We start from the raw sequence: 12481 nt of genomic DNA, 5'->3' as shown, positions 1-12481 counted from the left end.
GTATCCGGGAGGCGAGCAGGCTTCGATTCATCCCGACGCGAAAAGGAGTTCCGACGATGGCTACCTGTGCGGTCTGCGGAAACGACTACTGGATGTCCTTCGAGGTCCGGACGGTCAGCGGGGACACCTACACGTTCGACAGCATCGAATGCGCGGCGCAGAAGATCGCACCGTCGTGTGAACACTGCGGATGCCGGATCCTCGGGCACGGCGTGGAGGTCGAGGGCCGGTTCTTCTGCTGCGCGCACTGCGCGCGGGGCAGCGGTTCGGGGCTGGGCGCCGAAATCCGCGACACGGTCGGCGCCCACCCCGGCTGATCAGCTCTTCGCGGCGGCCTTGGCGGCTTTCTTAAAGGCGCGGACCTCGGCGAGGGTCTCCGGGCTGACGACGTCGGCGATCGAGCGGCGCGAGCCGTCCTCGCCGTAGGCGCCGGCGGCCTCGCGCCAGCCCTCGGGCTGGACGCCGCGCTGCTTGCCGAGCAGCGCGAGGAAGATCCGGGCCTTCTGGTCGCCGTAGCCGGGCAGCTCCTTGAGGCGGCGCAGGACCTCCTTGCCGTCCGGTTTGCCCTGCTTCCATATGCGGTCGGTCTTGCCGTCGTAGTGCTCGACGATGTGGTTGGCCAGCGCGTGCACGCGGCGTGCCATGGAACCGCCGTAGCGGTGGATGGCCGGCGGGGTCACGCACAGCTCGACGAACTCGTCGAGGTCGGACTCGGCGATCTTGCGGACGTCGAAGCCACCCATCCGGTCGGCGATCTTCTTGGGCCCGATGAAGGCGGTCTCCATGGCGATCTGCTGGTCGAGGAGCATGCCCGTGAGGAGGGCGAACGGGTCCTCGGAGAGGAGCCGGTCCGCGTCGGGGTCACCGGTGAGGCGGAGCTTCTTCGGCATGGGGACATAGTGGCACCCCGGCGCCCCGGACCGCACTCCCGCGAGGCGGGGCGCTCACCCCCCGCGCGTCATCCTCTTGAGGGCGACGTCATAGGCCCAGGCGTGCGTGGAAACCTTCCGGGCGACGCCGAAATGGTTCCGGGTCGCGCGTTCGAGTACCTCGTAGTACTCGGGCATCAGTTTTTGCCAAGGGATCGACGTGCTCGGAAGAAGGTCCCGCTGTCAGTCGTCGCATCCTGGTGCACATCGCCGACACCTTCGATGCGAGATCGGGGCACAGCAGCGCGAAATTTTGCACGCTGTTCGATCCGCCTGGTGATCGGGTACCACGCGAGGCGGGTCGAAGCCGGCGTACTCGGCGATCGCTCGTACCGTCGGCGGGGTTCTTCGAGAGTCGGCTTGCGGTGGACGCTGTCGTTTCGGGTCTACGTGGATGTACAGATACCGTTTTGCCCCGGGAAACTCTCGCTGTGCGAGGTTGCGCAGAGCGGGGAAGTCTTCTTCGACCGTCACTCTGCGTGTCCGCCCTCCGTCCGGCGAGGGGCGTGACTTCGCCCACTTATCGCCTTTGCGAGACTGAGGTACGTCACCACTTAAGGCGTTGGTCGCTCAATAGCAGTACGCTTGTACCGCATAGACGTGCTGCACAGACACGCGCAGATCCGCGAGAGGAGCACCGCGGCTCATGGCCAAGATCAAGGTCGAGGGCACCGTCGTAGAACTCGACGGCGACGAGATGACTCGCATCATCTGGAAGTTCATCAAGGACAAGCTGATCCACCCGTATCTCGACATCAACCTCGAGTACTACGACCTCGGCATCGAGGAGCGGGACCGGACTGACGACCAGGTCACGATCGATTCCGCGAACGCCATCAAGAAGCACGGCGTCGGCGTCAAGTGCGCCACCATCACCCCGGACGAGGCCCGGGTCGAGGAGTTCGGCCTGAAGAAGATGTGGCGGAGCCCCAACGGCACCATCCGCAACATCCTCGGCGGCGTCGTCTTCCGTGAGCCGATCATCATCTCCAACATCCCGCGGCTGGTCCCGGGCTGGACGAAGCCGATCATCATCGGCCGCCACGCGCACGGTGACCAGTACAAGGCCACCGACTTCAAGGTGCCCGGCCCCGGCACGGTGACCATGACCTACGTGCCCGAGGACGGCTCCGAGCCGATCGAGTTCGAGGTCGCCCGCTACCCGGAGGGTGGCGGCGTCGCGATGGGCATGTACAACTACCGCAAGTCCATCGAGGACTTCGCGCGCGCCTCGCTGCAGTACGGCCTGGACCGCGGCATGCCGGTCTACATGTCGACGAAGAACACCATCCTGAAGGCCTACGACGGCATGTTCAAGGACACCTTCCAGGAGATCTTCGACAACGAGTTCAAGGCCGACTTCGACGCCAAGGGCCTGACCTACGAGCACCGCCTGATCGACGACATGGTCGCCGCCTCGCTGAAGTGGGAGGGCGGCTACGTCTGGGCGTGCAAGAACTACGACGGTGACGTGCAGTCCGACACCGTGGCGCAGGGCTTCGGCTCGCTGGGTCTGATGACCTCGGTGCTGCGCACGCCGGACGGCAAGACCGTGGAGGCCGAGGCCGCGCACGGCACGGTCACCCGGCACTACCGCCAGCACCAGCAGGGCAAGCCGACCTCGACGAACCCGATCGCGTCGATCTTCGCGTGGACCCGGGGTCTCGAGCACCGCGGCAAGCTGGACGGCAACTCCGAGCTGGTGGGCTTCGCCAACAAGCTCGAGCAGGTCGTCATCGAGACCGTCGAGAGCGGCAAGATGACCAAGGACCTGGCGCTGCTCGTCGGCAAGGACCAGCCGTTCCAGACGACGGAGGAGTTCCTGGCGACCCTGGACGAGAACCTGGCGGCGAAGATCGCCCAGGGCTGAGTCCGCGTTTTCCGGCCACAGCGAGAGGCCCGGTCACCGTTCGGTGGCCGGGCTTTTCCGTGCCTCGATGCTGGTACCGAGCGTGGTACCAACGTTCGTCGTTGGCGTGGATCGAGGTCGCGCGCACCCTGCGGGCGCGGTCCGGCGGTCGCCGCCGCTATCCACCTCGCCTCCGCGCTCATGCTGGACGTCATGGTCACCTACGACGACCGGCTCGCCGGAGCGGCACGTCACAACGGCCTGCGGGCAGTCGCGCCGCGCTGAACCCCGTCGGGTATGACTGCACCGGTGCAGGTGAACCATCCCGACGACCACGTCTGGACCCTCACGCGCCGGTTCGCGCCGTGGAAGCGTGTCATCCAGCCGATGAACATCGCCGAGGGCGAGTACCGCCGCTACCGCGTCGCGGCGCCCGATCCGAGGCGCAAGCCGTCGGAGTGGCGCCACCAACGCCGCGAGCAGCGCAGGACCGCGCGCGAGCAGAAGCTGGACGCCCGCAAGATCACCGGCTGGCGGTGGCTGTACATGGGCCCGCTGCTGGTGGTCGCGGTCCTCGCGGTCGCGATCGCGGGGTACGTGGTCGAGGCGGTCGTCACCGGCCTGCAGATCCTCGTCTGGCTCGTGCTGCTGCCGTTCGCGCTGCTGGAGGTGCTCGCGCAGCTGGTGTGCGGGCTGGTCCTCGGCGCGCTGCGGCTCGTCGGCGCGGCCCGCTCACGCGTCGACGTGGTGTGCCGCGCCCGCGGCCGGATCACGTCGCTGACCGTCCTGACCGTCCGCGGCTCCGGCGCGGCCGGGGACCTCGCCAAGGCCCTGTCCGACCACCTGTGGAAGGTGCAGCGCCCGTTCGATCCGTATCGGGACCCCGTCACCGTCGCCCTCCTGACCCGCGCCGGCACCCACGTGGTGCGGCACGACAGCGTCTGGTCACCCAGCGTGCCCGTGTCGTGACGCCTCTCGGGTGGTTCGCCCGCGCGGCCCTGTCCGGGCCGCTGAAGTGTGGCTACCCTTACCCGGAACGCAAGTGATCTGGTGAGGAGTACCCGTGTTCCTGGGCATCCCTAAGCGGGCACTGATCATCGTCGCGATCCTGGCCGGCGTCGGGCTGATCTACGTGATGGGCACCGACAAGCAGGTCTCCGAGGGTGCCACCGGCGGCGGTTCGGACAGCTGCCGCGTCACGGTGACCGCGGACGTGCTCAACGTGCGCTCCGCCCCGGACACCGGCGCGGAGATCGTGGGCAAGTTCAACCAGAACGCGGAGACCAACGCCCTGGCCGAGGTTCAGAACGGGTTCCGCAAGATCGCCGACAACAAGTGGGCGAAGACGGAGTACCTGCGGCCGGTCAGCGGCAACTGCTGACTCACAAGTCCACGACGAGCCCCTCCTCGGCGACGATCACCTCGCCGCCGAACACGGCCCTCGCCCGCGCCGCGGAGACGGCGCGATCGCTGCCCGGCCAGAAGTGCGCCAACAGCAGCCGGCGGGCGCCCCCGGCGGCTGCCCACGTCGCCGCCTCGGTGGCCGTCATGACGTTGCGGGGGCTGCCGTCCGCCGGTTCGTCCCGCAGTGTGGCGTCGGCGATGAACAGGTCGGCGTCGCGGGCGAGTTCGCGCAGCGCCTCGGTGGGGCCGCAGTCGCCGGTGTAGGCCACGGTGAGCCCCGGCGCCGTCAGGCGGACCCCGTAGTTCGGCACGTGGTGCGGCAGCGGGAACGGCGTGAGCGAGAACGGGCCGATCCGCGCCGGGCGGCCGAGGTCGCGCACGTCGAACACCGTCGCCGGATCGGGCGTGGGTTCCAGCGCGCGCAGCACGTCCAGCACGCCGGGCGCGCAGTACAGCGGGATCTTCGGCTCGGCGGCGGCCTCGTAGTACCGCACGCGGGCCAGTGCGCTCACGTCCACGCAGTGATCGGGATGGCGGTGGGTGACGATCACCGCGTCGACCGCACCCCGCGGGAAGCGTTCGAGCAGCGGGCCGATGGTGCCGTAGCCCAGGTCCAGGACGATCCGGACACCCTGGTGGGACAGCACGAAACCGGCGCAGGCGCGGCCCGGTTCCGGCCACGCCCCGCAGCTGCCGAGGACGATCAGTTCGCTCATGGCGGCAGTCTCCGGGATTGTCGGGGGTGGCCGGTAGCGTGCGTGCCGTGTTCACCGTCTCCACAGTCAACGTCAATGGCATGCGTGCCGCCGCCAAGAAGGGGTTCGTCGAGTGGCTCGCGGCCAGCGGGTCCGACGTGATCCTCTGCCAGGAGGTGCGCGCCGAGGCCGGGCAGCTCCCCAAGGACGTCGTCGCGCCCGAGGGGTGGCACGCGCACCACGCGCCGTCCGCCGTGAAGGGCCGCAACGGCGTCTCCGTGTACAGCCGGGCCGAGCCGTCCGAGGTGCGGGTCGGGTTCGGTGAGGCGGAGTTCGAGGACAGCGGGCGCTACCTCGAGGTGCACCTGCCGGGCGTGGTCGTGGCGAGCCTGTACCTGCCCAGCGGTGACGTCGGCACGCCGCGGCAGGACGAGAAGGAGCGGTTCATGGCCGCGTTCCTGCCGTACCTGGTCGAGCTGCGCGCCAAGGCCGAGGCGGCCGGCTGCGAGGTCGTCGTGGGTGGTGACTGGAACATCGCGCACGCCGAGATCGACCTGAAGAACTGGAAGGGCAACCAGAAGAACTCCGGCTTCCTGCCCGAGGAGCGGGCCTGGATGAGCCGCGTGTTCGGCGAGGCCGGGTACGTGGACGTGCAGCGCAAGCTCGACCCGGCGGGCCCCGGCCCGTACACGTGGTGGTCCTACCGCGGCAAGGCATTCGACAACGACGCCGGCTGGCGCATCGACTACCTGGTCACCACGCCCGGCCTGGCCGAGAAGTGCACGTCGGTGGTGGTGGAGCGGGCGCCGAGCTACGAGCTGCGCTGGTCCGACCACGCCCCGGTGACGGCGACGTTCGACTTTTCGCCGCAATAGCCGGAATGTCCGGATGATCTCGGGCGTTGTCCCTGGCACACCGACTGAAATGGGGGCAGCTCGTGTCATTCGTGATGACGCCGGCCGAACGTGAATCCTTCCTGGCGGGCGTGCACGTCGCCGTCCTGGCCGTCGAGCGCGACGGGCGGGCGCCGCTGGCCGTGCCGATCTGGTACGACTACCGGCCCGGCGGCGAGATCCTGCTGTGGATGGAACGCGAGACGATCAAGGACCGGCTGGTGCGCAAGGCGGGCCGGCTGACCCTGACCGTGCAGGACGAGAACTGGCCGTACAAGTACGTGTCCGTCGAGGGCAGCGTCGTGGCCAACGACGAGCCGCCGACGCGGGAGGAAGCCCTCGGGATCGCCTCTCGCTACCTCCCGGAACCCGACGCGCGGAACTACGTGGACGGCGCGCTGGGGGAGAACTCGCTGCTGGTCCGGGTGCGCCCGGAGAAGTGGCTGAGCAACGACCAGAGCAAGTCCTGACAGGTCGCAGGAGAGGGAGACCGCGTCTGAGGTCAACCTCTCCGACCTGCTCACGCGTGAGCCCGAAGCATGGTGACCCGGTCGCCCCGCCGGCCGTCGGCGCGGAGTGGGAGATCCGGTTCGCCACCACGGAAGCCGACGAGCCGCCACCATCAGCTCAAGGGAAGCCTCACCCATGGCACGCACCAGGGGCGCAGCCTGCCGCGGTGGCAGCTGGAGGTGACCGCCAGGGTTTTGGTACCTCCTCGACGAACAGCGGCGAACGGTGTGGGTTCAGCACGCCGGCGTGGGCCATCCGAAGCAGACGGACCAGGCGGAGCCGCCTGACCTGGGCTGTCGCCGCCGCCAGCGGCACGGGTAGAACCCCGGTGTCCCCGGCACTCCGATGGGCGCTACTCTCTGCCCCGCACGTGATCAAGAACGATCGGCCTTGACACGGTCGGTAGTTTTCACGCTGGTAATAGTCGCCCAATAGGGTGACTGCGACCTTGGAACGGCAGTCTCGTCTCAGGAGGCACACCGGTGCGCAACCGAACAGTGCACGTACTGCGGGCCGGCCTGGTCCTCGCGGTCCTCGCGACCGCGACCACCACCGGCGTCGCTTCGGCGGCACCGGCCACCCAGGCCGAACCGACCGGCGTCTCGTTCGGCCTGCTCGGCCCCGTCGGCCTCGCCGCGGTCCTGCTCGGCATCATCGGCATGGCCCTGGGCATCGTGCGCCAGCGCCGCAAGGCCCAGGCGGAGGCGGTCGTCCCCGTCGTCGTCGAGGCCTCCGACGAGCCCACGCGTCCGGCTCTGACCCCCTACCGGCGTCCCCAGGTCTGACCCGTCCGCAGTACGACGGTTACCCAGGCGCCGATCAGCAAAACGTAGAGTGACACCGCGGCCCACTCGAACAGCGCCGAACGGGTCACCACGGCCAAAGCGCTGGTTCCGGTGACGCAGGTGCCGACCGGGAACGTGAAGCTCCACCAGGTGAGCGAGAACGGCATCCCGGCCCGCACGGTCCGCAGCGTCACCGCGGCGGCGATCGCCAGCCACAGCATCGCGAACCCCCACGCGGCCAGGCCGTAGAACAACCCGAATGCCTCCGCCGCCGCGCCGAACGGCAGCACCCCGGGCGCGACCGCGCCGAGCAGGTTCGCCGCCGTGATCGACTGCCCGAGCGGCCCCAGCACGATCCACAGCGCCGGCACCCGGGCCGCCTCTGTCCCGGCGGTCACCAGCCGGTGCCAGATCTGCGGCAGCAGCGCGACGGTGGCGAACAGGCTGATCCCGAACATCGCGTAGCACGCGAGCAGCAGCGCGAGCCGCGGCTGCCCGGCCGGCAGGTGCGGCACGAGCGCCACGCCGGTGGCCGCGGAGACCATCGGCGGCACCACCGGCATCAGCCATCCGGCGAACGGCTCCGCCGCCGGGACCTGGCCGGTGATCATCCGGTACGGCACACCGACCGCGGTCACCAGGCCCAGCACCGTCCCCGCGGTCCACAGCACCGCGCCGATGCCGAGCGCCGGTCCGGTGCCGATCCAGTCCCGCCCCAGCGCGACCGCACCCGCGCCGATCGTGAGCAGCGCCATCGGCGGCGCGCCCCAGAAGTGCACCAGCACTGGGTCCCGCAGGTGCCGGTGCTGCCTGCGCCGGTCCGCGACCAGCTGCCCGACCAGCACCACCAGCCACACCGCCGCCAGCGCCCAGACGACCGTCACCACCGGCCGCAGCACCGCCAGCGACGCCGGGAGTGCGGTCGCGACGATGCCGCTGCCCATCACGGAGGCGAACCAGTTCGGGGTGGTGCCGGGGCGGGACAGGCGCGGCGCGCGTTCGAGCATGCCTCCACGTTCGGTCCGCGGCGCCGCCGCCGGTAGGGACCACCGGCCGATGAGGTCATAACCTGTGCCTATGCCTCTGCGCGTCACCGACCTCGCCGGGTTCGAGCTGCTGCTGTCCGTCGCGCAGCTCGGCAGCATCGGCGCGGCCGCGCGGGCGCACGGCATTTCCCAGCCCGCGGCCAGCGCACGGATCCGCCAGCTGGAGGCGCAGACCGGCGTCGCGCTGGTGGACCGGTCGCCGCGCGGCTCGCGGCTCACCGAGTCCGGCGCGCTGGTCGCCGACTGGGCCCGGCCGGTCGTGGAGGCCGCCACCGACCTCGAAGCCGGCATCGCCGCGCTGCGCGCCCGCCGTGACGAGCACCTGCGCGTGGCGGCCAGCCTGACCGTCGCCGAGTACCTGCTGCCCCGCTGGCTCGCCGCGCTGCGCCGCCTGGACCCGGCCACTGGAGTGGCGCTCACCTCGGGCAACTCGGAGGAGGTCGCCGCGCAGGTGCTGGCCCGCGAGGTCGACCTCGGGTTCGTGGAAGGCCCGGACCTGCCCGCCGGGCTGGCCGCCGAGACGGTCGGCACCGACGCGCTGGAACTCGTCGTCGCCCCGAACCACCCGTGGGCCCGGCGCCGTCGGCGGACACGACCGGACGAGCTGGCCGCGACGCCCCTGATCAGCCGGGAACGCGGCTCCGGCACCCGCCGCGCCCTCGAACTCGCGCTGGCACCGGCGGAGCTGGCCGAGCCGCTGCTGGAACTGTCGTCGACGACCGCGATCAAGTCGGCCGTCATGGAGGGCATCGGTCCGGCGGTGCTGGGCGCGCACACCGTCGCCGCCGAGGTCGCGGCCGGCACGCTCGTCGCCGTCGACGTCGACGGACTCGACCTGCGGCGCGAACTCCGGCTGGTGTGGCGGGCCGGGTCGCGGCTGCGCGGCCCGGCGGCGGACCTCGCTGCCATCGCCGTCCGCGGGGCCTGAGACAATCCAGGTCGTGTCCGAAGCGCCAGAAACCACCGCCCGCCCGCGCGTGCTGTCCGGGATCCAGCCCACCGCCGACTCGTTCCACCTCGGCAACTACCTCGGCGCCCTGCGGCAGTGGGTGCGCATGCAGGACACGCACGAGACGTTCTACATGGTCGTCGACCTGCACGCGATCACGGTCGAGCAGGACCCGAAGGTGCTGCGGCAGCGCACCCGGGTGTCGGCCGCGCAGCTGCTCGCGCTCGGCGTGGACCCGGAGCGCAGCGCGTTGTTCGTGCAGAGCCAGGTGCCCGAGCACGCGCAGCTGTCCTGGGTGCTGGAGTGCCTGACCGGCTTCGGCGAGGCCAGCCGCATGACGCAGTTCAAGGACAAGGCGGCCAAGCAGGGCACCGACCACGCGAGCGTCGGCCTGTTCACCTACCCCGTGCTGATGGCCGCGGACATCCTGATCTACCAGGCGGACGCGGTGCCGGTGGGGGAGGACCAGCGCCAGCACCTGGAGCTGACGCGCAACCTGGCGCAGCGGTTCAACCAGCGCTTCGGCAAGACGTTCACCGTGCCCGAGCCGCACATCGTCCAGGGCACGGCGAAGATCTACGACCTGCAGGACCCGGCGGTGAAGATGAGCAAGTCGGCGTCCTCGCCGAACGGCATCATCGAGCTGCTGGAGGACCCGAAGCGCTCGGCGAAGAAGATCCGCTCGGCGGTCACCGACACCGGCCGCGAGGTCAAGTTCGACCGCGAGAACAAGGCGGGTGTGTCGAACCTGCTGTCGATCTACTCGGCGCTCACCGACCGCACGATCCCCGATCTCGAGGCCGCGTACGAGGGCAAGGGGTACGGCGACCTGAAGAAGGACCTGGCCGAGGTCCTGGTCGACTGGGTCACCCCGATCCAGGAACGCGTTCAGTCCTATCTGGACGATGTGGCCGAACTGGACAAGATCCTCGCCAGGGGCGCGGAAAAGGCCCGCGCGGTGTCCGCGCGCACGCTGGAGCGGGTGTTCGACCGCGTCGGGTTCCTGCCGCCCGCCGGCTGACGTCCACAGTGGATCGATCCCGGCCTCGAATTGCGAGGCCGGGGCGGGGTCGTTAGCGTTTTCCCGTGGCGGACGAAAAGGAAAAGCTGGTCCCGCGGCTGCGCCGGAAGTACCCGTGGCTCGACCACCTGGTGCGGGCCAACGAGGCGTTCGGCGAGCGCTACGGCAACCACTACGCGGCGGCGATCACCTACTTCAGCGTGCTGTCGCTGTTTCCGCTGCTCATGGTGGGGTTCTCGATCGCCGGGTTCGTGCTGGCGAACAACGCGGCGGCGCTGAACGAGCTGCGTGACGGGATCGTGTCGTCCACGCCCGCGGGCATCGGGGACTTCGTCGCGAACATCGTCGACACGGCGCTGAAGTCGCGTGGCGGCACGGGGGTGTTCGGTCTGCTGCTGGCCCTGTATTCGGGGATCGGCTGGATGAGCAACCTGCGGGACGCGCTGACCGCCCAGTGGGGGCAGGAGAAGAAGAGCCGCCCGCTGGTCTCGACGACGATCAAGGACCTGCTCGCGCTCGCCGGGCTCGGGCTGGCGCTGGTGGTGTCGTTCGGCCTGACCGCGATCGGCGGCGGGGTCGGCAACCTGATCCTGCGGTGGGTCGGCCTGGACGACCAGGGGTGGGCGGTGGCCATCCTCCGCCTGGCGACGATCCTGCTGTCGCTGCTGGCGAACATGTTGGTCTTCCTGTGGGTGCTGTCGCGGCTGCCGCGGGAGAAGGTGTCGCCGCGCAGCGCGATCAAGGGCGCCGCGATCGCCTCGGTGGGGTTCGAGGTGCTGAAGCAGGTCGGTTCGATCTACCTGGCGAGCGTGACCAGCTCGCCGAGCGGGGCCCTGTTCGGGCCGATCATCGGTCTGCTGGTGTTCGCCAACCTGGTGTCCCGGTTCCTGCTCTTCGTGACCGCCTGGACGGCCACCGCGCGGGAGAACCTCGTGACGACGGTCGAACCCCCACCGCCGGCCGTCATCCGGCCCACGGTGGAGGTGCGGCGCGGCGCCGGGGCGGGCGCGGTGGCGGGAGCGTTCAGCGCGGGCGCCGTGCTGGCCTGGCTGGGGCGCCGGCGCCGGTAGCCGGCCATCAACAAAACTGGCGGCCGGCAACGCAACGACACCGACTACGCCCCAGACCCAAGGCGCCCGTCAGTAAGCCTGCGGCCCCTGCCCCTTCTTGCGGTAGTGCCCGATCACGAACCCGGCCACGATGATCGCCGCCACGACCAGCGTCAGGATCCACCCCGTCACCCCGAACGGATCCTTTTCCGCGGCCGCCTCGGCGCCCGCGACCCCGGAATCCGAAGCGGCGCCCTCCGCGCTCACCTCCGGTGCGGCCGGCGACACCAGGTGCCCCACCGGTGAAGCGTTCGTCCTGGCCAGCGCGAAGCCGTAGTCCAGCAGCGCCTTCGCCTGGTTCACCACCGGCGCCGGGCGGTTCTCGGCCCGCATCAGGACCACCGCCACGCGCCGGCCGTTCTGTTCGGCTCCGCCGACGTAGGTGTGCCGGGCGTCGTCGGTGAAGCCGGTCTTCCCGCCGAGGAAACCGGTGTACGTGCCGAGCAGCTTGTTGTCGTTGACGATCGAGAACGCGGGCTTGCCGGGCTGGGCCGGGATCTGCACGGCGCGCGTCGCGATCGAGGCGGCGAACTCGGGCTGCTTCATGGCGTAGTTGAAGATCAGGCTCAGGTCGTAGGCCGACGCCGACATGCCCGGCCCGTCCAGACCGGACGGCGTGGCCGCGCGGGTGTCCGTCGCGCCCAGTTCGGCGGCCAGCTCGTTCATCTTCCGCACCGTCTCCGGCACCCCGCCCAGCGCGGTGGCGAAGGCGTGCGCGACGTCGTTGCCGGAGTGCATCAGCAGGCCGTGCAGCAGCAGGTCGACGGTGTACTGCCCGCCGGCGACGAGGCCGACGCAGGTGCACTCCTGGCTGGCGTCCTCGACCGTGGGGACGATGATCTGGTCCGGCTTCAGCTCGCGGATCACCACGAGCGCCAGCAGCGTCTTGATCAGCGACGCCGGGCGCTGCCGGGCGTGCGGGTTCTTCGCGGCGAGGACTTCGCCGGTGTCGAGGTCCTGCAGCACCCACGACGCGGCGGTGGTGTCGGGCGGAACCGGGGCGCCGGACGGGGAGATCACGCCGCACTCGCCCATGCGCGCCCCGCCGACGGCGGCCTTCGGCACCGGCAGCGGAGCGGGCGCGGCCACACCGGGCGGGGGCTGTTCGGAGGTGTCTACCGGCGGGGGCGGGACGACCGCGTCCGGGCACACGGCGGGAGCGGCCGCCGCGGTGCCCGCGAACGGGACGAGACCGGACAACACAACCAGAACCAGGGAGAGCAGAAAACCGCGTCGCACCAAAGCAGGCTAGAGGACGCGCGTACGGGTTCCCCGGCGCGGCGCCCCGATC

General features: G+C 70.4%; 14 protein-coding genes. 10 read left to right on the top strand and 4 right to left on the bottom strand.

Features of this window, described 5'->3' with window-relative positions:
- Nucleotides 1-56 precede the first annotated feature (56 nt).
- Entirely contained in the window at nt 57-317 is a 261-nt protein-coding gene (locus tag IE290_RS14880) for a metallothionein (RefSeq protein WP_191245210.1), read from the top strand.
- On the opposite strand, the gene IE290_RS14875 is transcribed toward IE290_RS14880, so the two are convergent.
- Nucleotides 318-890 carry an HhH-GPD-type base excision DNA repair protein gene (locus IE290_RS14875; RefSeq protein WP_191245209.1) on the bottom strand — a complete coding sequence of 191 codons (573 nt, stop codon included), beginning with the start codon at nt 888-890 and terminating at the stop codon, nt 318-320. It abuts the gene before it with no gap.
- A 685-nt stretch (nt 891-1575) separates the two neighbouring features.
- Between IE290_RS14875 and IE290_RS14870 the strand changes: the two genes are divergently transcribed.
- From IE290_RS14870 to IE290_RS14860, 3 genes are all read left to right on the top strand, one after another.
- Entirely contained in the window at nt 1576-2799 is a 1224-nt protein-coding gene (locus tag IE290_RS14870; RefSeq protein WP_094004003.1) for an NADP-dependent isocitrate dehydrogenase, read from the top strand.
- A gap of 276 nt (nt 2800-3075) precedes the next feature.
- On the top strand, nt 3076-3747 hold the full coding sequence (locus IE290_RS14865) for a hypothetical protein (protein WP_191245208.1): 672 nt from the start codon (nt 3076-3078) through the stop codon (nt 3745-3747).
- Between the two features lie 94 nt (nt 3748-3841).
- On the top strand, nt 3842-4159 hold the full coding sequence (locus tag IE290_RS14860) for an SH3 domain-containing protein (RefSeq protein ID WP_191245207.1): 318 nt from the start codon (nt 3842-3844) through the stop codon (nt 4157-4159).
- A 1-nt stretch (nt 4160) separates the two neighbouring features.
- On the opposite strand, the gene IE290_RS14855 is transcribed toward IE290_RS14860, so the two are convergent.
- The gene (locus IE290_RS14855) at nt 4161-4898 is read right to left on the bottom strand and encodes an MBL fold metallo-hydrolase (RefSeq protein WP_191245206.1); all 738 of its coding nucleotides are present in this window, start codon (nt 4896-4898) and stop codon (nt 4161-4163) included.
- A gap of 38 nt (nt 4899-4936) precedes the next feature.
- On the opposite strand from IE290_RS14855, the gene IE290_RS14850 reads away from it, so the two are divergent.
- From IE290_RS14850 to IE290_RS14840, 3 genes are all read left to right on the top strand, one after another.
- Nucleotides 4937-5752 carry an exodeoxyribonuclease III gene (locus tag IE290_RS14850; protein ID WP_191245205.1) on the top strand — a complete coding sequence of 272 codons (816 nt, stop codon included), beginning with the start codon at nt 4937-4939 and terminating at the stop codon, nt 5750-5752.
- Nucleotides 5753-5826: 74 nt separating this feature from the next.
- The gene (locus tag IE290_RS14845; RefSeq protein WP_191245737.1) at nt 5827-6240 is read left to right on the top strand and encodes a pyridoxamine 5'-phosphate oxidase family protein; all 414 of its coding nucleotides are present in this window, start codon (nt 5827-5829) and stop codon (nt 6238-6240) included.
- A gap of 537 nt (nt 6241-6777) precedes the next feature.
- Nucleotides 6778-7065 carry a hypothetical protein gene (locus IE290_RS14840; RefSeq protein ID WP_191245736.1) on the top strand — a complete coding sequence of 96 codons (288 nt, stop codon included), beginning with the start codon at nt 6778-6780 and terminating at the stop codon, nt 7063-7065.
- Here the strand turns inward: IE290_RS14840 and IE290_RS14835 are convergent.
- Entirely contained in the window at nt 7044-8072 is a 1029-nt protein-coding gene (locus tag IE290_RS14835; protein ID WP_191245204.1) for a TDT family transporter, read from the bottom strand. The genes IE290_RS14840 and IE290_RS14835 overlap by 22 nt on opposite strands.
- 70 nt (nt 8073-8142) lie before the next feature.
- Here IE290_RS14835 and IE290_RS14830 point away from each other — a divergent pair, with 70 nt between their 5' ends.
- The 3 genes from IE290_RS14830 (at nt 8143) to yhjD (ending at nt 11151) form a co-directional block, all read left to right on the top strand.
- Complete coding sequence (locus IE290_RS14830; protein ID WP_191245203.1) at nt 8143-9039, top strand: LysR family transcriptional regulator; 897 nt, start codon at nt 8143-8145, stop codon at nt 9037-9039.
- Between the two features lie 13 nt (nt 9040-9052).
- Nucleotides 9053-10081 (top strand): tryptophan--tRNA ligase, encoded by a 1029-nt coding sequence (gene trpS, locus IE290_RS14825; RefSeq protein WP_191245202.1) that lies wholly within the window; start codon nt 9053-9055, stop codon nt 10079-10081.
- 65 nt (nt 10082-10146) lie between these two features.
- A complete protein-coding gene (yhjD, locus tag IE290_RS14820) occupies nt 10147-11151 on the top strand; it encodes an inner membrane protein YhjD (RefSeq protein WP_191245201.1) in 1005 nt (334 codons plus the stop codon).
- A 69-nt stretch (nt 11152-11220) separates the two neighbouring features.
- Here the strand turns inward: yhjD and IE290_RS14815 are convergent, their stop codons facing one another.
- On the bottom strand, nt 11221-12429 hold the full coding sequence (locus tag IE290_RS14815; RefSeq protein WP_191245200.1) for a D-alanyl-D-alanine carboxypeptidase family protein: 1209 nt from the start codon (nt 12427-12429) through the stop codon (nt 11221-11223).
- Nucleotides 12430-12481 lie beyond the last annotated feature (52 nt).

This window comes from Amycolatopsis deserti (assembly GCF_014653945.1).
GTDB lineage: Bacteria > Actinomycetota > Actinomycetes > Mycobacteriales > Pseudonocardiaceae > Amycolatopsis_E > Amycolatopsis_E deserti.
This window is presented reverse-complemented; position numbering and strand designations above follow the sequence as displayed.

Bases quoted from the DNA above. Each gene is read 5' to 3' on its own strand.
- IE290_RS14880 (WP_191245210.1), top strand. From the start codon at position 57: ATGGCTACCTGTGCGGTCTGCGGAAACGACTACTGGATGTCCTTCGAG.
- IE290_RS14875 (WP_191245209.1), bottom strand. From the start codon at position 890: ATGCCGAAGAAGCTCCGCCTCACCGGTGACCCCGACGCGGACCGGCTC.
- IE290_RS14870 (WP_094004003.1), top strand. From the start codon at position 1,576: ATGGCCAAGATCAAGGTCGAGGGCACCGTCGTAGAACTCGACGGCGAC.
- IE290_RS14865 (WP_191245208.1), top strand. From the start codon at position 3,076: ATGACTGCACCGGTGCAGGTGAACCATCCCGACGACCACGTCTGGACC.
- IE290_RS14855 (WP_191245206.1), bottom strand. From the start codon at position 4,898: ATGAGCGAACTGATCGTCCTCGGCAGCTGCGGGGCGTGGCCGGAACCG.
- IE290_RS14845 (WP_191245737.1), top strand. From the start codon at position 5,827: ATGACGCCGGCCGAACGTGAATCCTTCCTGGCGGGCGTGCACGTCGCC.
- IE290_RS14835 (WP_191245204.1), bottom strand. From the start codon at position 8,072: ATGCTCGAACGCGCGCCGCGCCTGTCCCGCCCCGGCACCACCCCGAAC.
- IE290_RS14830 (WP_191245203.1), top strand. From the start codon at position 8,143: ATGCCTCTGCGCGTCACCGACCTCGCCGGGTTCGAGCTGCTGCTGTCC.